We start from the raw sequence: 17,983 nt of genomic DNA, 5'->3' as shown, positions 1-17,983 counted from the left end.
GCGTGACGGACCCCCGCGTGACGGACCCCCGCGTGACGGGCTCCCGGGTGGCAGGACGCGCCGTAGCAGGCCGGGGCCTCCCCCGCCGCGCTCTGCTGACCGGACTGGCGGGCGTCGCGCCGCTGGTGGTGGCGGGATGCTCCTCAGGCGCGTCCGGCAGCTCCGGCAAGCCCGCGAAGGCCGCGAAGGGCGCGGCATCGGCCCCCACGAGCGATCCGGGTGGCGAGGCCTTCGTGATGGTCATCCGGCACGGCGAGAAGCCCGACGGTGACCACCCGGGCCTGGACGAGAACGGCAAGCGGGACGGCAAGTCCCTGACCGAGCGCGGCTGGGCCCGCGCCAAGGCGCTGCCCGCGCTGTTCACGCCGCCCGCGCCCGGCCTGCGCACCCCCGCCAGGATCTTCGCCGCCGCCGACCAGGGCCCGCTGGCAGGTGCGCACCGGATGCGCCAGACCGTCACGCCGCTGGCCTCGAGGCTCGGGCTGGCGGTCGACACGCAGTACGCCGAGTCGCAGGAGTCCGCGCTGGCCGGTGCCGCGCTCGCCGGGGCGCAGCCGGTGTTGATCTGCTGGGAGCACTCGCGGATCCCGCGCATCGTCGAGGCGCTCGGCGCCACCGCCGCCGGTGCGCCCGCCGCCTGGCCGGACCGGTTCGACCTGGTCTGGGTGTTCTCCCGGCAGGCCGGCGGGGCGTGGACCTTCCAGGAGGTGCGGCAGCACCTGCTGGACGGCGACGCCTGACCCTCCGGGCGGCGCTGCGGCCGCCGGTGGGCGGTCAGTTGGCAGTCGTGCCGGGAAAGGGTGCGGGTGGCCTGCGAATCCGCCCGCCCGGTCGGCGCGGCCGGCCTGGGCCGTGGGCCACCCCGGTCGTTCGGCCTCGACCCACCGCTCCGCAGGGTGTCTGACCGCCGGCCCCCTCGGCATGCGGTCCGTGGCCGGGGTGAGGCGGAGACGCGCTGGGTAAGGGTGCTCCCGGGACGCCGGCGGATGATCATAAATTTTCTACAGTGCTGTAGATTCGCGGCACGCGGCGGTGGCAGAACGAGGAGGGCGCGATGAGTGTTTCGCTGGCCAAGGGACAGAAGATCAGCCTGGAGAAGCCGGGCGGCGGTCAGCTGAGCCTGGTCCGGATGGGCCTCGGCTGGAAGGCGGCGGAGCGCAAGGGCTTCCTGGCCAAGCTGCTCGGCGCCGGGCGGGAGATCGACCTGGACGCCTCCGCCGTGCTGTTCGCCCAGGGGCGGCCGGTGGACGTGGTCTTCTTCCAGCACCTCACCAGCAACGACGGCTCCGTCCGGCACAGCGGGGACAACCTGGTCGGCGGCTCCGGCGACGCGACCGACGACGAGTCGATCACGGTCAACCTGGCCACCGTGGCGGCCGAGGTCGACCAGATCCTCTTCACCGTCAACTCCTTCACCGGGCAGAGCTTCCAGGAGGTCGAGGCGGCCTTCTGCCGGCTCGTGGACGAGACCACCGGCGCCGAGCTGGCCCGCTACACCCTCACCGGCGGCGGCCCGTACACGGCGCAGATCATGGCCAAGGTGCAGCGCACGGAGACCGGTTGGCAGATGACCGCGATCGGTCAGCCGGCCAGCGGACGCACCTTCCAGGACCTGATGCCGGAGCTGGTCAAGCACCTCTGAGCCCGGCTGAGCCCGGTTGAGCCCGGCTGAGCCCGGCCGGGGCACACAGGCCCCCGCGCGGCCCCTCGTCCGCACCCCGGTCCGGCAGCGGCACGACCTCGGCGGCGATCCACTCCATGGCCTTCTCAGGTGCTCGCCCGCGATCGGCAGCCAGAGCGTGCAGGCGCGCAGCCCGGCGGCGGCGAGCCGTCCCAGCTCCCCGGCCCGGCGGGCGGCGCGGAGCGGCGCGAGGCCGTCACCCGGCGGGCGGCGCGGGGTGGAGCGAGACACCGAGGCGGAGCTGCGGCATGGCGCGGCCTTCGACGGAGTCCGGTGGTGCGGGAACAGGACGGCGCTCGGCCGTCCTTCCCCGTCCTCAACCGCCGTGTCGGCGTGGTCCGTTCCGCCGACGAGGTGAAGCCTTGAGCCGCGCGGCGTCGGCACCGACTCCGTTGCTTCCGGAGAGGCGGACCGGAGGACGCGGGACGCCCCGGGACGGGCAGTGGCCGCGCGAGGGGCGCGGCTCCTGGGACGGAACCGCGCCGCCTCGGGCGCAGGGCTGCCGGGCGAGTGCCCGGGTTCGGTGCCCCGGATCAGGGGCCCGTACCAGGCCCTGGGTCAGCCCTTCGGAGTGGCCGAGGGCGAGAACGAGGGGCTGGGCGTGCCGCTCGGCGCCGCGCTCGGGGTGCCCGTCGCGGTCGGCGCGGGGGTCGGGCAGTTGGGGCTGCCGGTGGGTGTCGCCGTCGGGGTGCCGGTGGGCGTGGCCGTGGGGGAGGGGCTGCCCGTCGGGGTGGGCGTGCCGGTGGGAGCGGTCGTGGGCGTGGCGGTGGCCGTCGGATCCGGGCAGGCCGTCGGGGTAGCCGTCGGCGTGCCGGTGGGCGTCGTGGTCGGGGTCGCCGTCGGGGTGCCGGACGGCGTGCCGGTCGGGGTGGTGGTCGGCTGCGCGGTCGGCGACGGCGAACCGCTCGGCGTGGGCGTCGCGGTGGGGCTCGGAGCGGTCGTCGGCTGCGCGGTCGGCGACGGGTCCGGGGTGGGGGTGACCGGTGCGGACGGGTCCTGGGTCGGGGTCGGGTTCGGCGTCGTGCCGCTGCCCGTCGAGCCGTTGCCCGTCGTGTTTCCGGCGACCGGGAGGTAGGGCGAGAGCGGCGGGACGGAGGAGCCCGGGCTGTTCGGGACGGTGGTCACCGTGCCGCTGCCGTAGTGGGCCATCCAGTTGCGGACGGTCCGCAGGTACTCGCCGGAGTTGTTGTAGCTGAGCACCGCCCGGTCGAGCTGCGCCGGATCGGCGAGGTCGCGGCCGCCCGCGCACAGGTAGCGCCCGGCGGTCTCGGCGGCGTCGAAGACGTTGCTCGGGTCGGCCTTGCCGTCCCCGTTGGCGTCCACGCCCCAGGACTCCCAGGTGGACGGGATGAACTGCATCGGGCCGACGGCGCGGTCCCAACGGGCGTCGCCGTCGTAACGGCCGCCGTCGGTGTCGGGTATCGCGGCGAAGCCGTTGCCGTCCAGCGCCGGGCCGAGGATCGGGCGCAGCAGCGTGCCCGAGGCGTCCACCTGGCCGCCGTTGGCCTGGCCGGACTCGACCTGGCCGATCGCGGCCAGCAGCTGCCAGGGCAGGTGGCAGCCGGGGGAGCGCTGGGCCAGGGAGGTCTCGGCCTGGCGGTAGGCGGCGAGCACCGTGGCGGGCAGGGCGGGCCCGGTGGCCGCGAACGGGCCTGCGTCGGGCACACCGGGCAGGGCGCCGGGCGGCTGCGGGAACTGGACGGTGCCGCCGCCGTCGGCGGGGACACCGGTGCCGAAGGTGCCGGGGCTGCCGGGCGAGGGGCTGCCGAGCGGGGAGCCGGCGGTCTGGCGGTCGGCGCCCTGGGAGGCGCCACCGTTGCCCGGCCCGGAGTCGGCGGCGGCGACCGGAGCGAGTCCGAGGTCCGTCACCTGGGAGCCCGTCAGCGCGGCCAGCGCGGCGAAGGCCGCCGCCGTGCCCGTGACCCGCTTGCCGACCCGGAGCTTTCGCCCGCCCTGCTTTCGCTCGCCCTGGCTGCTGCCGAACCTCGCCGTCATCCGTGTCCCCTCCCGCCGTCGCCGCCCGGACCGCCCCGGAACGGTCGACTTGTCGTCATCGTGCCAGTCCGCCTGATGACGGCACCCGCCGCCGGGACGATTAGTATCACGACGATCTGACAGGGACAGGGTGACCACCAGAAGGCCCGACGCCCGCGCGGAGTCGGCTCCGCACGTCGGCAAGGGTGCGCCCCGGCCCCCCACGGTGCCGGTCGGGGCCGGGGCCGACGGCCTGCGCGGGCCGGGCACCGGCCCGGCGGTACCTGGCCTGCCGGTTCCGGGAGTTGACCACCGGCCCGACGGCGGTGGGGTGAGTGCTCCACGGCTCGGTAGGGCGGTTCGGGGCACGGCGGTGGTACGTGCGCGGCGCTTCCCGCTCCCCGGCGGCGCCCGTGGCCGGGCCGTCTGACCTGCCGGAACGTCCGGAGTGGCGGCCGGGCACCCCTAGCAGGGCGGGCTTGCGGACGCAGGGTGTGTCCCCAACTCGGCCCTGGACGGGTGATGTTCTGATGAAAGTGGGCATGCCAGGAATCGCCGCCCGGCATGCTGTGCCGCGTGATGATGCGGATGGAGGTCCAGACCGTGAGCCCGAACCTGCCGGAGACCGTCACCGAGGGGGCGGTCGTCCTGCCGGCGCCCCCCAGGGTCGTGGACGACCTGGCCCGTGACCTGACCCAGGCCGCCGCCGCCGTCCGGGCGGTGTCGCGGAACTGCCGCTCCGGCGGGGACGTCGCGATCGCCGCGTACACCGCCGTGGTGTGCACCGGGCGTTCGGCCGCCCGGGCCCTGGAGGAGGCGGCCGCCTGGTGCCACCAAGCCCCCGGCGCCGAGGTGCACTCACTGGCCTGGGCCCGGGTGCCGGGGCACCGCGAGGACGTCCACGAGTACCGCGTCACCATGGCCGTCAGCTTCCCCGACGACGAGACCGGCGAGCACCTGGGGGACACCCACCACGGCTGCCGTTGAGGTCGTATCATCACCCCATGGGTGAGGGGGGTACGAACGACATGGTGGGCGACCCGGTGGACGAGACGGTGACCGGGCCCGCGACTTCCGGGCCCGCGACGTCCGGCGCCACCGCTTCGGGGATCGACGGCGACGGCCCGCAGGAGCTTTCGCGGGCCGCCGCCGTCGCGGTCACCGTGCTGGCCGCGCTGTGCGGTTCGGCGGTGGTGCTGGCCGTGTTCCACTGGCTCGGGTGGGCCGTCCCGGGGATCGGCTGGATCGTCGCCAAGGCCGGGATCAGGATTGCCGTCGGCGGTTTCGCCGGCCTCGCCGTCGGGCTCGCCTGGCTCCGGGGCCGGCTGCGGGCCAGGCCCCGGGGCTGACCGCCGGCGCGGTCAGCCCGCCTGCGGAGACGCACAGGTGAGGTCGTGCGCCGGAGCCTCGTCGTCCAACAGGTAGCGCTCGACCGCGTCCGTCACACAGGTGTTGGGGCCCGGGTACTGACCGTGGTCGCCGTTGCCGGTGACGGTGACCAGCCGCGAGCCGCGCAGCGCGCGGTGGGCGCCGAGCGCCGCCTCGTAGTAAGTGGCCGGGTCGTGGACTGAGTTGAGCATCAGCGTGGTCGCGAGGTGGGCGCCGGTGACCTTCACCCTGGGCGCCGGGGCGACCGGCCAGGACGCGCAGACCGCGCTGAAGGCGAGCGTCCGGGCGCCGGCCAGCGGGAAGCGGGCGGTGTTCTCCGCGCCGCGCTCGACCCAGGTGTCCAGGTCCTTGGTCCAGGGGGTGTCGCTGCAGGTCACCGAGAAGTACTCGGCGAGGAAGTCCGGGCTGAGGTAGTGGCTGAAGGCGTTCACCGCCGTGGCCTTGGCCGCCGGGTCGGCGGTCTGCCAGTTGTCGACGGTGGCCAGGATCCCGGCGAGGACCGGGAAGTTGGCGGCCTCGTAGATCGCCCCGATCGCGACGTTGTCCAGCTGGTTCGGCCCGATCGTCAACGGGCCCTCCACGATGGGCCGGTCGTGCAGGGCGGCGCGCCGCTGCTCCCAGTGCGCCGTCACCTCCTCCGGCGTCGAGCCCCAGTGGTAGGTGGCGTCGCGGGCCGCGAGCCAGGGCACGAAGTCCTCGTCGAAGCGGCGCTGGAAGCTCATCGGTTGGCCGAGCTCGAACTTCTCCCAGGTGCCCTCGAAACCGACGTTGCTGTCCAGCACCATGCGTTCGACCCGGTGCGGGAAGAGCGTCCCGTAGTAGGCGCCGATCATCGAGGCGTAGGAGGGGCCGAAGTAGCTGAGCCTGCGCTCGCCGAGCAGGCCTCGGAACAGGTCGATGTCGTGGGCGGTCTGCTCGGTGTTCAGGTAGGGGATCAGATCACCGCTCCTCTCCTGGCAGTCGGCCGCCAGCTTCTTGGCGTTGGCGATGACCCGGTCGACGGCGGCGGGTGACTGGTCGCGGTAGTCGCCGGCGAGGAAGTCGTCGAACTCCTCCGGGGTCTGGCACACGGCCTTGGTGCTCTGGCCGACGCCTCGCTGGTCGAAGCCCACGATGTCGTACGCGGCGCCGACGGCCGGGGCCGTGGTGGCCAGTCCGGCGGGGCGCAGCAGGCCCGAGGCGCCGGGGCCGCCGGCCGCCATCAGCAGAGTGCCCTTGCGGTTGGCCGGATCGGTCGCGCGGTGCCGGGAGACGGCGATGGTGAGGTCGGCGCCGACACCTGGGTGGTGCCAGTCGCGCGGGGCGGTCATGGTGGCGCAGTCCAGGGCGGACTGCGCGGCGCACGGCTGCCAGTTCAGGGTCTGGTGGGTGTAGCGGGCGGGGGCCGGGTCGGCGTCGCCCGGGTCGCGGGCGGTGTCGGCGCCGGCGGTGGCAGGCAGGGCCAGGCCGGCCAGGACGGCGGCGGCGACCACCAGCGCGGCACGGCGGGCGCGGGGCGACGCGGTGCCGGTGGATGCGGTGCCGGCCGGTGCGGTGTCGGTGGGTTCGGTGTTGGTCACGGGAACGATCCTGGCCGAGAGCGCTTTGACGATCGATCATGCTCACTGCCGTCTTCGGGGTGGTGCTGGATACACCCCCGGCCGGGGGGAGGCTGCAGGCTCCGACCAGTGGCGCCGGGTGCGCCGGGTGCGCCGGGTGCGCCGGGTGCGCCGGGTGCGCCGGGTGCGGCGGGTGGCGGCCCGTGGCAGCCCTTGGCGGTCCGTGGCGTCCGGGGCGGTCCGGTTCGGACCGCCCCGGACGCCGGGTCAGTACGCGGCGGTGAACCGGGTCAGGCGGTGGGCGGGCCGCTCGACCTCGTCGAGGAGCGCGATCGCGAGGTCCTCCATGGAGATCGCCGAGTTCCCGTCGGCGTCGACCAGCAGCTCGTCCCGTCCGAGCCGGAACCGGCCGGTGCGTTCGCCGGGTTCGAGCAGCGCGGCCGGGCTGAGGTACGTCCAGTCGACGTCGGCGTCGGCGGCCCGGTAGAGGTCGAGCTGTTCGCTGCAGGCCAGTGCGATCGGGCGGATGTCGGCGGGGAAGCCGGGGTCCTCGACGAGGGTCGCCCCGCCGGCCCCGGGGACGGTGAGACTGCCCGCGCCGCCGACGGCCAGCAGTCGCACGCCCGTACCGGCGATGCCCGCCAGCAGGCCCTTGGTGGCGACGGTCAGTTCGTGCTCGCTGCCGGGTGCCGGACGGGTGGCGGTGATCACCACGTCCTGGCCGGCGGCTGTCCGGGCGACGTCCTCGGGGTTGCGCGCGTCGCCCGTCACGAGGGCGACGGTGGCCGGCAGGCCGTGCGGCTTGGCCTGGTCCCGTACGACGGCGGTGACCTGGTGGCCGCGGGCGAGTGCTTCGGTCACGACGCGGCTGCCGACATTGCCGGTGGCGCCGAACACGGTGATGCGCATGGGGAGTTCTCCTCGGGTGCGGGTGCGGGTGCGGGTGCGGGTGCGGGTGCGGGTGCGGGGGCGGGTGCGGGTGCGGGTGCGCGGCTGGGTGTGCGCGGGGTGCGGGTCGAGGGGTGCGGCGGGCGTGGTCAGGCGTTCTCGCGCACGGGCGGTGCGGAGGCCGAGGGGGCCGTGGGTGCCGACTGTGCGGCGGGGCGGGGCCGTTGGACCTGCGCGACGACGAGCGCGCCGAGCACGATCAGTGCGCCGAGCGCCTGCAGCGGGCTGAGGTCCTGCCCGAGCGCCAGCCAGCCGATCACGGTGGCGACCACCGGGCTGAGCAGCGAGAGGAAGGAGACCGAGGTCGGTGGCAGTGCCCGGAGGCCGCGGAACCACAGCGCGTAGGTGACGGCCGCACCGATCAGGCACAGGTACGCGTAGCCGAGCACGTTGGCGGCGGTGTAGTGGGACGGCGGCGCGCCCTCGGTGAGCAGCGTGACCGGCACCAGCAGCAGCCCGCCGGTGGTGAGCTGCCAGCCGGTGGTGGCCAGTAGCGGCGCGGGGGAGACCCAGCGCTTGGACAGGACGACGCCGGCGGCCATCACCACCGCGCCGCCGAGCGCGGCGGCCACTCCGAGCGTGTCCAGCTGGGCGTCGGCCCGCAGGACCAGCAGGCTCACGCCCGCCACGCCCGCGATGCCGGACAGCACGGTGCGCAGGGTGAGCCGGTCTCCGAGGACGGCGGCCGACAGCCCGGCGGTGACCAACGGCTGGACGGCCCCGACGGTGGCCGCGATGCCGCCGGGGAGGCGGTAGGCGGCGATGAAGAGGAGGGCCTGGAAGGCCCCGATGTTGAGCGCGCCGAGGACCAGCGAGCGCCACCACCAGCTGCCGTGCGGCAGTCGGCGGGTGAGGGCGATCAGCAGCAGCCCGGCCGGGAGGCAGCGGATGACGGCGGCGAGGAGTGGCCGGTGGGGTGGGAGAAGTTCCGTGGTGACGAGGTACGTCGTCCCCCAGATGGCGGGGGCGAGGGCCGTCACCAGCACGATGGCGAGGCGATGTCTTAGCACTAAGCCAATGTATCTCAGCGCTAAGGCATATTTCGCCCCGGCGAAGTGGTGACGTGGCTCACAGTTACCTCACTGCTAAGGAACCGGGGAGGCATCGCCTACCCTGGAGCCGTGGCAGATCATGTGGACCGCGTCGTCGCTCAGTGGGCCGCCGAGCGCCCCGACCTGGACGTCTCCCCGATGGAGGTGTTCGGCCGGCTCAAGCGCCTCTACCGCCTGGTGGACGCGGCGCTCAACCGCACCTTCGCGGACCACGGGCTGGACGCCGCCTCCTTCGACGTCCTCGCCACCCTCAAGCGCAGCGGCCCGCCCTACCGCCTCACCCCCACCGGGCTGATGCAGTCCGCCATGGTCACCTCCGGCGCGATCACCCAGCGCCTCGACCGGCTGGAGGCCCGCGGCCTGGTCACCCGGACCCGCAGCGACCAGGACGGCCGCAGCCGCGAGGTCGCCCTCACCCCCGAGGGCCACGCCCTGATCGAGCGCGCCCTGCCCGACCACCTCGCCACCGAGTTCGGCCTCCTCGAAGGCCTGGACGACGCCCGCACCGCCGCCCTGGTCGACGCCATGCGCGCCCTGCTGGTGGCCCTCGGGGACAGCACCGACTGAGCGTCGACGGCGCGAGGCTGCCTGCCGGCCGCCCGATGGGTGAGGGCATGAGCGGGGCGCATGGGCGAGACCATGAGCAGGGCTCATGCGGTGTGGCCATGAGCGCGACTCATGAGCCGAGGGCATGAGCCCTGCTCATGGCGCACCGGCATGAGCGTGCCTCATGGGTTGACCGCGAGTGCCTTGAAGAAGGTGTAGTGGAATGTCCCGCCCGGCTCGGCCGCGCGGCGGAGGTCCGTGATGCCCCGGTCGAAGTCCTCCGGGGTGGTGAGGCCGGCGGCGACTGCCTCCGACCGGACGGCCTCGACCATCGCGACGAAGGTCCGCAGGGTGAAGCCCTCCACCAGGGCAGGACGGGCGCCGTCGGCGTAGACGGTCCGCGGGCGGACCGTCACGTCCGCGAACCCGGCCGCCGTCAGCAGCGGATGCAGGCGCCGGCCGAGCAGGCCGTCACCGCCGGCCGCGGCCTGGAGGCGGACCAGGTGGTCGATGGTCCGCCGGGCCGCCGGGCTCTCCGGGTGGAAGAAGGCCGAGCCGTGGTCGCCCTCGATCACCGTGATGGTTCCGCCGGGCCGCAGCACCCGACGCAGCGCGGCCAGTCCGGCCGTCGGATCGGGCAGGTGCTCCAGGACGAAGCAGAGGAAGACGTGGTCGAACGCGCCGTCCGGGAACGGCAGCCCGTGCAGGTCGCCGTGGTGCCAGGTCACGTTGGCGCCGGGCGTCTGTGCCGTCACCCGAGCGCGTGCCTGTGCCAGGGACTCCGCCGAGAGGTCCGCTGCGGTCAGCAGCACGCCGGGGCTGGCGGCCAGCAGGTGCACGGTCTGGGCCCCGACCCCGCAGCCCGCCTCCAGGACCCGGCTGCCCGCCGGGTAGGCCGTGTCCGCGTGCAGCAGCTCGGCGAGGGTGTCCGCCTGGTCACCGAGGCGCAGCGCCTCGGCGTCCGAGTAGCCGTGGACGTAGGCGGTCGTGTTGTCCGGCATTGCCGTTTCCGTGGTCATGGCCCCAACCTTCGCGCCAGTATTGGTCCCATGAACAGGTCCAAACCTGACGCATCCGAGAGGTCCAATAACCTCGGCGCCGACTTCCTCCAGCTCGACACGGCCGACGCCCCGCCCGGCGGCCTGACCGACTGGCTCGCCCGACGGCTGCGCGAGGCCGTCGCCGACGGACGGCTCCCGGCGGGCAGCCGACTGCCCGCCGGCCGCGTGCTGGCGGCCGAACTCGGCGTCTCGCGCGGGGTGGTGACGGACGCCTATCGGCGCCTCGCCGAGGAGGGGCAGGTCGCGGGGCGGGGCCGGGGCGGCACGGTCGTGGTCGCGGCCCCGCCCCCGCCTCCCGTCGCGCCCGTGGTGGAGCCGCCCCGCCCGCGCCCAGACGCATCCGCCCTCTTCCGGGACCACCCCGGTCCCGAGGTGTTCGACCTCCTGCGCGGCACCGCCGCCCGGATCGACCTCACTCCGGGCGTGCCGGACCTCGCCGCCTTCCCCCGCGCGGCCTGGCTGCGGGCCGAACGCGCCGTCCTCGACGGGCTCGCCGCGCACGACCTCGGCTACGGCGACGTCCGGGGCACCCCCGCCCTGCGCCGGGCGGTCGCCCACTGGCTGGCCCGAAACCGGGGCATCCGCGCCGACCCCGACGAGGTGCTGATCGTCGCCGGCACGGCCCAGGCCCTCGCCCTGCTCGGCCGCGCCCTCGAGCGGGAAGGGATCACCGAGGTCGCGGTGGAGGACCCGGGCTCGCTCGGCGCCCGCCAGCACCTCGCCCGCTGGCTCGCCGCGACCCCGCCCGTCCCGGTCGACGCTGAGGGCATCCGGGTCGACGCCCTGCGCGCCACCGGCGCCCCGGCGGTCCTGCTCACCCCGGCGCACCAGTACCCGACCGGCGTCGTCCTGGGCGGCGACCGCCGGCGCGAGCTGCTGCGCTGGGCGGGCGAGGGCGGCCTGGTCATCGAGGACGACTACGACGCCGAACACCGCTACGACCGCCCGCCCGTCCCGGCGCTCCGGGCCGCGCTGCCGGACCGGGTCTGCTACGCGGGCAGCATCTCCAAACTGCTCGCCCCCGCCCTGCGCACCGGCTGGCTGCTGGTGCCGGCCCGGCTGCGGGGCGCCGTCCTCGACGCCAAACGCTTCGCCGACCTCGGCAACCCGGTGCTGCCCCAGCTGGTCCTCGCCCGGCTGATGGAATCCGGCGAGCTCGACCGCCACCTGCGGCTGCTGCGCCGCCGCCACCGTCGCCGCCGGGACGCCATGGTCGCCGCCATCCGCAGCCACCTCCCGGAGGCCTCGGTGCACGGGGCGGCGGCGGGCCTCCATCTGATGCTGACCTTGCCGGCAGGACTCGGCTGCGCCGACACCGAGTTGGCCGCGGCGGCGCTGGCCCGCGGGATCAAGGTCCAGCCGCTGTCCTGGCACGCCCGGCTCCCGTGCGCGCCGGGCCTGGTCCTCGGCTACGCGGCGGGCTCGCCGTCCGAGATCGCCGAGGGCATCGCCGTCCTGGGCGAGCTGGTCGCCCGTGCCGGGTGAGCCGGTCGGGCGAGCGGGTGCCACCAGGGGCCGGCCTCGACGCGGGCGAGCTCGGCGTCGTACTGCTCCGCTTCGAAGTCGAACTCCGGCGGTCGGGTCTGCAGCCGCGGGACCTCCCAGTCGGACCAGCGGATGACGGTGCCGTGGCGCTGGACGGTGGCGGAGAGGTAGCCGCAGCAGCCGCCGGTGCACTCCGGCTCGCCCAGCTCCACGCGGTGCGGCCGGTCGGTCGCGTGGAGCGGGCTCGGCCGGTCGCGGGGGAACAGCAGCCCGGCCCACGGGCCCTGACCGGCGGGGCCGGCCGATTGGGCCACCAGGTCCTCGCCGTTGACCAGGACCCGCAGCTCAGCCGCGATGCGCGGGCCCGGTGGGAGGACGCGAATCTCCAGTCGATCGAACATCGGACCACCCTGAGGCGCAGCTTCACCCAGGTTGTCGGAATATCGGATGAATCTGGTGCTGGGCGGACTGGCCGGTCGGGAGCCCGGGTACGCTGACGGGCCGAAGCCCGCTGTCGACCCAGGAGGCGTGATGGCCGCGTTCCGGCAGGTCGCCCGGTTCGGGGTGGCGCTGGCGGTCCTGGGGGCGGGGCTCGCGCCGGTCCCGCTCGGAGCGGCGTCCGAGCGGCGCACCGCCCAGGCCGAGAGGACCGTCGCCATGGCCGCCCTGGAGCACGAGGACTCGCGCGAACTCGCCGGCCGGCGGATCGTGCTCTCGTACGCCGGCCCCACTCCCCCGCCCGGGGTGCTGCAGACGATCCGGGAGGGCCGCGCGGCCGGGGTGATCCTGTTCGGCGAGAACGTCACCAGCCCCGCACAACTCGCCGAGGCCGTCGACGAATTGAAGCAGGCGGCGGCCCAGGCACCACACCCGTACGCCCTGCTGCTGATGACCGACCAGGAGGGCGGCAAGGTGCGCCGACTGCCCGGCGCCCCGGAACTCTCCGCCCGCCGCACCGGATTGGCCGCCAACCCGGCGGCCGCAGCGGCCGACGCCGGCACCGGCGCCGCCCGCACCCTCGCCGACGCCGGGCTCAACGTCAACCTCGCGCCGGTCGTCGACGTCTACGACACCCCGGACAACTTCATCGACCACTTCGAGCGCTCCTACGGCCACGACCCCGCCGCCGTGGGGGAGTTGGGCAGCACGTTCGTCGCCGCCCAGCAAGGCCAGGGCGTGGCCGCGACCGCCAAGCACTTCCCGGGCCTCGGCGCCGCCGCCCGCGACGAGAACACCGACGAACGCCCGGTCACCGTCACCGTCCCGCTGGAGCAGATCCGGGCCCGCGGGGAGGCACCCTACCGGGCCGCCATCACGGCGGGCGTACGGCTGGTGATGGCCTCCTGGGCGGTGTACCCGGCGTTGGACCCACAGCTCCCCGCCGGACTGTCGCCCACGGTCATCCAGGGCGAGCTGCGCGGTCGGCTCGGCTTCGAGGGGGTGACCGTCACCGACGCCATGGAGGCCGGCGCGCTCGCCCCGTACGGCGACACCGGCGACCGCGCGGTGGCCGCCGCCGAGGCCGGCATGGACCTCCTGCTCTGCTCCGCGCGCGACCCGCAGCAGGCCGAGGACGCCACCCAGGCCCTGGCCGCCGCCCTAGACTCCGGCCGCCTCGACCGCCACGCCTTCACCACCGCCGTCGCCCGCGTCGACGCCCTGAGGGCCTCCATCGGCTGACCGGGCGGCAGTCGGCGGTAGCCGGCGGTAGGCGGCGGTAGGCGGCGGTAGGCGGCGGCGACCGGGTCGGCATCGAAGCCGCCCGCACTGCCGTCCGTCCGCACCGCCGTCCGCCCGCGCTGCTGTCCGCCCGCGCTGCCGTCCGCCCGCGCTGCCGCCCTCCCGTCCTGCCATCGGCCCGGACCGCCTCGCACCCGGGCTCGCGACCGCGCGCCGGGAGCCGGTGCGGCGAGGGTTCACCTGCGGGAAACGTGAACGTCGCTCGCGGGAGGGCGCGAGTTCGGGCGCACCAAGCGGTTTTGGCCATCGAAGGCTCGAATTCGGTCGGAGCCTAAGTTTCAAGGGCGAATTGCGATCCTGGCATAGGAATCACATGGCAGAGTTCTCTGTCGTCGGCCTATGAAATGTCATATGTGCCACGCCACCTGTCTCTGACCGTCCCTCGTACCCTCCCAGGAGGAACCCGTGAACCGCCTCGCCAGGATCGCCGCCAGTGCCGCCGGTGCCGCCGCCCTGCTCGCCGCGCCCGTGCCGGCACTCGCCGCCACCCAGGCCGTCACCGCCACCACCGTCACCACCTGCGGGTGGTCCGGTCTGCAGGCCGGGCTGTCCACCAAGGTCTGCGCCGACGTCACCGGCGACAGCGTCGTGCTGTACGGGCAGATCGGGCTGGCCGGGCCGCCGTCCCCGGGTACCCCGTGGCCGCCGGCGCCGCAGGACCTGCTCACCCGACTGTCGGCCGACGTGGCCGGTGGTGGCTCGCTCGGTGCGGTGAGCGGCCGCACCGTCTTCCAGGTCAGCACCGTGCGGGTCGACGGGATCGCCACGACGGCACCGTGCGGGTCGACCGTGCACGCGTCCTTCTCGGTCGAGTCGGCGTGGCGCGGACCGTCCCCGGTGACGGTCGATGTGCCCGTAGTCTGCTGACGCACCGTCATCGTCACGGCCGGGCCCGGGAGTCGGAAGTGTCCCGGGCCCGGCCTCGGTGCGCCCTGCCGCATTCGCGCGTGTGAAATGAGTCACCTACGGGGAGTTGTCGCAGGTCGCGGCGCTGTGATGACTTGAAGAAATCTTCATCTGTCGGGATGATGCCTACCGGCCGCGGCACGGACCCCGCGCGGCCTGATGACCACCGAGCCGCACCCGAGGGAGGGCCCGACGATGCCGGTCCCGCTGTACCAGGCCAAGGCGGAGTTCTTCCGCACTCTCGGTCACCCCGTGCGGATCCGTGTCCTGGAACTGCTCCAGGACGGGCCCAGGCCGGTGCGCGAGCTGCTGGCGGAGATCGAGGTCGAGCCGTCCAGCCTCTCCCAGCAGCTCGCGGTGCTGCGCCGCACCCAACTGGTCACGGCCAGCCGTGAGGGCAACACGGTGGTGTACGCGCTCAGCACCCCGGACGTCGCCGAACTCCTGCGCGCGGCGCGCCGGATCCTGACCGACCTGATCACCGACCAGGGCGCGCTGCTCACCGAGTTGCGCGCCCCCGGCGTACGGCAGGCCCGATGAGCCGGCTGCGCGCCGCGCCCGGCCCGTCCGCCCGATCCGAGGAGACCCCCATGAGTGACAGCGCCACCGACCGGGCCGACGACGGCGCGCGTGGCGGCAGCTTCGGCGGTGCGAACGACGGCACGAGCGAGGAGAAGAGGCGCCGCAAGGCGATGCTGATCCGAGCGGGCATCTACGTCTTCGCCACGCACCTGTTCGCCGGCTTCGTGCTGCTGCTGTTCGCGCTCGGGGGCCGGAAGTAGCGCGACAGGGGTGGACGGCTCGTCGGGGTCCGACCGGTGGCATCCTCCGTTCAGCGGCGGCGGGCGCCGCCCGGCACCAGGTACCGGTTGCTGGTGCTGGTCCAGGCCTGCACGCCCGCGACGAGCTCCCGGGTGCCGTCCAGGTACCAGCGGCCCGCCGGGTGGCGGTGCTGGAGCTCGGCCCGCAGTTCCTCGCTCTCCTGGCGCAGCCGTACGATCCGGTCCCGCACCGCGCGGACGGCCCGGCTGCGGGTGCAGCCGCGGACCCGCTGCAGGGTGAGCACGGTGTTGAAGGCGGCGGCGGTCTGCCGTTCCTCCCGCTCCAGTGAGTAGAGGTCGTTGATCAACGTGGCGGCGTCGGCCGTGTTGGCGCGCAGGCGGTGCAGGGCGGGCTCCGCGTGCAGGGCGGCGGGGGCGTCGGCACCGTGGACCCGTTCCAGTATGTTCATGAACGGGTAGAGGCAGCTGCCGTGGCGACGCAGTCGCATGGTGTCCGTCAGGCCGAGGCCGTGTGCGGGTACGGTGCCGCGGGCCCGGTGGTCGGCCTCGGCGGGGAAGGTGGCCAGACAGGAGCGCCACTCGCGGGCCGCCCGGGCGCGCCAGGCAGCGGACATCGACTCGGTCTGGCGGCCCCACAGTTCCCGCCAGGCGGAAAGGAGTTGGCCCTGTGGCGGGGTTCCGCCGCCGTCGAGGACCGCGATCAGCGGGTCGACCAGGGCGCGGGCCTCGGCCGGGCGGCGCCCGGGCGTGCCGTCGAAGCGGTCGTCCAGGATGGTGAACCAGCCCAACAGGTCGATCAGCAGGTCGAGTTCGGCGCCGCGGGCGCTGGGGAAGGCCCGGCCGATCAGTTCGTGCAGGGCATAGGCGCGGTAGCCGGGCAGCTCGGACGGGGTGAGCAGGCCGTGGTGGACCGTCCAGTCGGCATGCCGGTCCGCGGCGGCGCGCAGCTCGCGGGCGGGGCGCGGTGCCCGGGGCCGGTCGGGGGACGGCGCGGGGGCCGTGGAGTCGCCGGCGGAGAAGGCTGTGGCGCTGACCGGGCACCGGCCCGGGGCCGCCGCCTCGCGGGGTGTCGAACGGGTGCCGCTCCCGAGGGTCGTCCGCTCCGGAAGCGGCGCCTGCTCGGTCCGGGTCGCCCGCTCGGTCCCGGTGGCTCGCTCGGCTCCGGTCGCCTGCTCGGTTCCGGTGGCCTGCTCGGCTCCGGTCGCCGGCTCCTCGCGCGGGGCCAGTCGGACACGCAGCCCCTGCGCCTGGACCGTCGTCCAGACCACCTCCCGGGCCCGCACCCCCGGCAGGGCGACCGGCTGCCAACGGCGCAGGATCGCGGCTGCCGCGACCGTCAGCTCCGCCCAGGCGAAAGCCTCCCCGATGCACTTGTGCTTGCCCGCCCCGAACGGCAGGAAGGAGGGCCGCCCGGCGCTGCCGCCGTCCTGCCAGCGCTCGGGCCGGAAGGCGAGCGGTTCGGGGTAGCGCACCGGGTCGCGGTGCAGCGCGGTGAGGCTGTACAGCAGTTCGGTGCCGGCCGGGATCAGGTACGGGCCGAGCTCCACCGGCACCTGGGCGGTGCGCATCAGGAAGGCGTTGGGTGCGTGCAGCCGCACCACTTCCTGGGTGACGCTGCGGGTGTAGGTGAGCCGGGCCAGCGCCTCCGGGGTGGGCGCGGTGCCGGCGGGCAGGTGCCGGTCGAGCTCGGCGAGCATGCGGGCCTCCACCTCGGGGTGGCGCAGCAGTTCGTCGAGCAGCCAGGTCAGCGTGGTGGAGACCGTTTCGGTGCCGGCGCCGAACATCGTGATCGCCTCGGACCGGACGTCGGCCTCGGTGAGCGGGCGGCCGGTGGCCGGGTCGGTCGCGGCGCGCAGCAGAGCGGGCAGGGTGCCTCGGCGGTCGTCGGGGCGAGTGTCCGCCGCAGGGCGGTTGACGGCCTGGTCGACGACCCGGTTGAGCACCCGGACAGCGGCGTCGAAGCGGCGGTTGACGGCCAGCGGCAGCCGGGCGAGCGCCGGGTGCGGGTAGAGGGACTGGACGATCTGGCCCTTGACCATGTCCGGCAGCGCGCGGTGGAAGGCGAGGGTGGCGTCCTCACTGAGCCGGGCGTCGAACAGTGAGCGGGTGACGATCTCCAGCGCGAGATGGTTCATCTCCTTGGCCACGTCGAGGACTTGGCCCGGGCGCCAGCGGCCGGCCCGCTCCTCGGTGACCTGGTGCATCACGGCCAGGTACTCGCCCATCCGGTCCGGCCCGAAGGCGGGTTGGATGATCCGGCGGCGGTCGCGGTGGGCCTGTCCCTCGGACATCAGCAGGCCGTCGCCGAAGGCCGTCTTGAGGGTGTCCTGGACGGCGCCGCGCGGGCAGTCGTAGGCGAGTGCGACGAGCAGGGTGTGGACCAGCCGGGCGTCCGTCACCACGCAGACGGTGCGCGGCCCGAGCCGGATTCTGACCACGCCGCCGTGGGTGGCGAGGGAGCCGAGGAATCCGAGGGGATCGCGCAGCAGGGCGGTGGCGTGCCCTAGGCCGGGGAGCGCACCGGGCGCGAGCGGGGGGACGGCCGCGCGGGTCAGCGGGGACGGCCCTGGCGCGGTTCTCGGGGGGACGATTCGCTTTCGTGTCTCGGTCAGCAGGGTCATGACAGTACCTCTCACCAGAGCGGCCGGTGCGGGTGGTGCCGGGAGGCACCGGCGAGCCGGCCGGGAGTCGGGGGACCGGCGAGTGCGGCCCCCGCGCGCACCCCTGCTGGAGGGCGCACGCCATGGCAAACGCGCCGGTCCGACGGGCGTTGCGCCGAACGCGTGTGGATCACTCCAACGGCCGATCGGCGCGTCCCCGCCGTGCCCGTGCGGGACGGACCGGCCGACCTACCTGAACGCCCGGGCCGGAAGGTCCGCGC

The 17,983-nt window shown here is 74.8% G+C and carries 17 protein-coding genes; 10 read left to right on the top strand and 7 right to left on the bottom strand.

The genetic code is table 11. From position 1 onward, the window contains the following. The first annotated feature begins 17 nt into the window (after nucleotides 1-17). Nucleotides 18-740, top strand: a complete 723-nt coding sequence (locus IF30_RS0109325; RefSeq protein ID WP_234322646.1) for a hypothetical protein — start codon at nucleotides 18-20, stop codon at nucleotides 738-740. A 314-nt stretch (nucleotides 741-1,054) separates the two neighbouring features. Continuing rightward, nucleotides 1,055-1,642, top strand: coding sequence for a TerD family protein (locus IF30_RS0109320; protein WP_030234679.1), 588 nt, complete (start codon nucleotides 1,055-1,057; stop codon nucleotides 1,640-1,642). A gap of 597 nt (nucleotides 1,643-2,239) precedes the next feature. Here IF30_RS0109320 and IF30_RS0109310 read toward each other — a convergent pair. Beyond that, nucleotides 2,240-3,676: a lytic transglycosylase domain-containing protein gene (locus IF30_RS0109310; RefSeq protein ID WP_063752552.1), complete on the bottom strand. Its 1,437-nt coding sequence runs from the start codon at nucleotides 3,674-3,676 to the stop codon at nucleotides 2,240-2,242. Between the two features lie 582 nt (nucleotides 3,677-4,258). On the opposite strand from IF30_RS0109310, the gene IF30_RS0109305 reads away from it, so the two are divergent. Both IF30_RS0109305 and IF30_RS0109300 read left to right on the top strand, forming a co-directional pair. Beyond that, nucleotides 4,259-4,642, top strand: a complete 384-nt coding sequence (locus IF30_RS0109305; protein ID WP_158834864.1) for a hypothetical protein — start codon at nucleotides 4,259-4,261, stop codon at nucleotides 4,640-4,642. A gap of 17 nt (nucleotides 4,643-4,659) precedes the next feature. Next, complete coding sequence (locus IF30_RS0109300; protein WP_158834861.1) at nucleotides 4,660-5,004, top strand: hypothetical protein; 345 nt, start codon at nucleotides 4,660-4,662, stop codon at nucleotides 5,002-5,004. Between the two features lie 12 nt (nucleotides 5,005-5,016). Here IF30_RS0109300 and IF30_RS0109295 read toward each other — a convergent pair whose 3' ends face one another. The 3 genes from IF30_RS0109295 to IF30_RS0109285 all read right to left on the bottom strand — a co-directional run bounded on the left by IF30_RS0109295 (nucleotide 5,017) and on the right by IF30_RS0109285 (nucleotide 8,540). Continuing rightward, nucleotides 5,017-6,603, bottom strand: a complete 1,587-nt coding sequence (locus IF30_RS0109295) for an alpha/beta hydrolase (RefSeq protein WP_234322645.1) — start codon at nucleotides 6,601-6,603, stop codon at nucleotides 5,017-5,019. Between the two features lie 246 nt (nucleotides 6,604-6,849). After that, nucleotides 6,850-7,491: an NAD(P)-dependent oxidoreductase gene (locus IF30_RS0109290; RefSeq protein ID WP_030234662.1), complete on the bottom strand. Its 642-nt coding sequence runs from the start codon at nucleotides 7,489-7,491 to the stop codon at nucleotides 6,850-6,852. Nucleotides 7,492-7,619: 128 nt separating this feature from the next. Then, nucleotides 7,620-8,540 carry an EamA family transporter gene (locus IF30_RS0109285; protein WP_037899416.1) on the bottom strand — a complete coding sequence of 307 codons (921 nt, stop codon included), beginning with the start codon at nucleotides 8,538-8,540 and terminating at the stop codon, nucleotides 7,620-7,622. 111 nt (nucleotides 8,541-8,651) lie between these two features. Here IF30_RS0109285 and IF30_RS0109280 point away from each other — a divergent pair, with 111 nt between their 5' ends. Beyond that, nucleotides 8,652-9,149 carry a MarR family winged helix-turn-helix transcriptional regulator gene (locus tag IF30_RS0109280; protein WP_030234657.1) on the top strand — a complete coding sequence of 166 codons (498 nt, stop codon included), beginning with the start codon at nucleotides 8,652-8,654 and terminating at the stop codon, nucleotides 9,147-9,149. A gap of 161 nt (nucleotides 9,150-9,310) precedes the next feature. On the opposite strand, the gene IF30_RS0109275 is transcribed toward IF30_RS0109280, so the two are convergent. After that, complete coding sequence (locus IF30_RS0109275) at nucleotides 9,311-10,147, bottom strand: methyltransferase domain-containing protein (RefSeq protein ID WP_199807843.1); 837 nt, start codon at nucleotides 10,145-10,147, stop codon at nucleotides 9,311-9,313. Nucleotides 10,148-10,177: 30 nt separating this feature from the next. On the opposite strand from IF30_RS0109275, the gene IF30_RS0109270 reads away from it, so the two are divergent. Beyond that, nucleotides 10,178-11,674 carry a PLP-dependent aminotransferase family protein gene (locus tag IF30_RS0109270; protein WP_030234651.1) on the top strand — a complete coding sequence of 499 codons (1,497 nt, stop codon included), beginning with the start codon at nucleotides 10,178-10,180 and terminating at the stop codon, nucleotides 11,672-11,674. Here IF30_RS0109270 and IF30_RS0109265 read toward each other — a convergent pair. After that, nucleotides 11,599-12,075, bottom strand: coding sequence for a hypothetical protein (locus tag IF30_RS0109265; RefSeq protein WP_063752551.1), 477 nt, complete (start codon nucleotides 12,073-12,075; stop codon nucleotides 11,599-11,601). The two genes, IF30_RS0109270 and IF30_RS0109265, sit on opposite strands and share 76 nt — an antisense overlap. A gap of 130 nt (nucleotides 12,076-12,205) precedes the next feature. Between IF30_RS0109265 and IF30_RS0109260 the strand changes: the two genes are divergently transcribed. The 4 genes from IF30_RS0109260 to IF30_RS0109245 all read left to right on the top strand — a co-directional run bounded on the left by IF30_RS0109260 (nucleotide 12,206) and on the right by IF30_RS0109245 (nucleotide 15,102). Then, nucleotides 12,206-13,354 carry a glycoside hydrolase family 3 N-terminal domain-containing protein gene (locus IF30_RS0109260; protein WP_030234646.1) on the top strand — a complete coding sequence of 383 codons (1,149 nt, stop codon included), beginning with the start codon at nucleotides 12,206-12,208 and terminating at the stop codon, nucleotides 13,352-13,354. A gap of 465 nt (nucleotides 13,355-13,819) precedes the next feature. Continuing rightward, the gene (locus IF30_RS47615; protein ID WP_030234643.1) at nucleotides 13,820-14,281 is read left to right on the top strand and encodes a hypothetical protein; all 462 of its coding nucleotides are present in this window, start codon (nucleotides 13,820-13,822) and stop codon (nucleotides 14,279-14,281) included. 234 nt (nucleotides 14,282-14,515) lie between these two features. Further along, nucleotides 14,516-14,860: an ArsR/SmtB family transcription factor gene (locus IF30_RS0109250; RefSeq protein ID WP_030234640.1), complete on the top strand. Its 345-nt coding sequence runs from the start codon at nucleotides 14,516-14,518 to the stop codon at nucleotides 14,858-14,860. Nucleotides 14,861-14,910: 50 nt separating this feature from the next. Then, nucleotides 14,911-15,102 carry a DUF6126 family protein gene (locus IF30_RS0109245; RefSeq protein ID WP_030234637.1) on the top strand — a complete coding sequence of 64 codons (192 nt, stop codon included), beginning with the start codon at nucleotides 14,911-14,913 and terminating at the stop codon, nucleotides 15,100-15,102. Nucleotides 15,103-15,152: 50 nt separating this feature from the next. Here the strand turns inward: IF30_RS0109245 and IF30_RS43365 are convergent, their stop codons facing one another. Beyond that, a complete protein-coding gene (locus IF30_RS43365; protein ID WP_051709591.1) occupies nucleotides 15,153-17,723 on the bottom strand; it encodes a cytochrome P450 in 2,571 nt (856 codons plus the stop codon). Nucleotides 17,724-17,983 lie beyond the last annotated feature (260 nt).

Source organism: Streptomyces sp. NRRL S-350, assembly GCF_000719705.1.
Taxonomy (GTDB): domain Bacteria; phylum Actinomycetota; class Actinomycetes; order Streptomycetales; family Streptomycetaceae; genus Kitasatospora.
The sequence above is the reverse complement of the archived record's forward strand: the minus strand, read 5'-3'. Positions and strand labels throughout refer to the sequence as shown.

Excerpts from the sequence above, each read along its gene's own strand:
- IF30_RS0109320 (WP_030234679.1), top strand. The coding sequence starts at position 1,055 with ATGAGTGTTTCGCTGGCCAAGGGACAGAAGATCAGCCTGGAGAAGCCG.
- IF30_RS0109310 (WP_063752552.1), bottom strand. The coding sequence starts at position 3,676 with ATGACGGCGAGGTTCGGCAGCAGCCAGGGCGAGCGAAAGCAGGGCGGG.
- IF30_RS0109300 (WP_158834861.1), top strand. The coding sequence starts at position 4,660 with ATGGGTGAGGGGGGTACGAACGACATGGTGGGCGACCCGGTGGACGAG.
- IF30_RS0109290 (WP_030234662.1), bottom strand. The coding sequence starts at position 7,491 with ATGCGCATCACCGTGTTCGGCGCCACCGGCAATGTCGGCAGCCGCGTC.
- IF30_RS0109275 (WP_199807843.1), bottom strand. The coding sequence starts at position 10,147 with ATGACCACGGAAACGGCAATGCCGGACAACACGACCGCCTACGTCCAC.
- IF30_RS0109270 (WP_030234651.1), top strand. The coding sequence starts at position 10,178 with ATGAACAGGTCCAAACCTGACGCATCCGAGAGGTCCAATAACCTCGGC.
- IF30_RS0109265 (WP_063752551.1), bottom strand. The coding sequence starts at position 12,075 with ATGTTCGATCGACTGGAGATTCGCGTCCTCCCACCGGGCCCGCGCATC.
- IF30_RS0109260 (WP_030234646.1), top strand. The coding sequence starts at position 12,206 with ATGGCCGCGTTCCGGCAGGTCGCCCGGTTCGGGGTGGCGCTGGCGGTC.
- IF30_RS0109250 (WP_030234640.1), top strand. The coding sequence starts at position 14,516 with ATGCCGGTCCCGCTGTACCAGGCCAAGGCGGAGTTCTTCCGCACTCTC.
- IF30_RS0109245 (WP_030234637.1), top strand. The coding sequence starts at position 14,911 with ATGAGTGACAGCGCCACCGACCGGGCCGACGACGGCGCGCGTGGCGGC.
- IF30_RS43365 (WP_051709591.1), bottom strand. The coding sequence starts at position 17,723 with ATGACCCTGCTGACCGAGACACGAAAGCGAATCGTCCCCCCGAGAACC.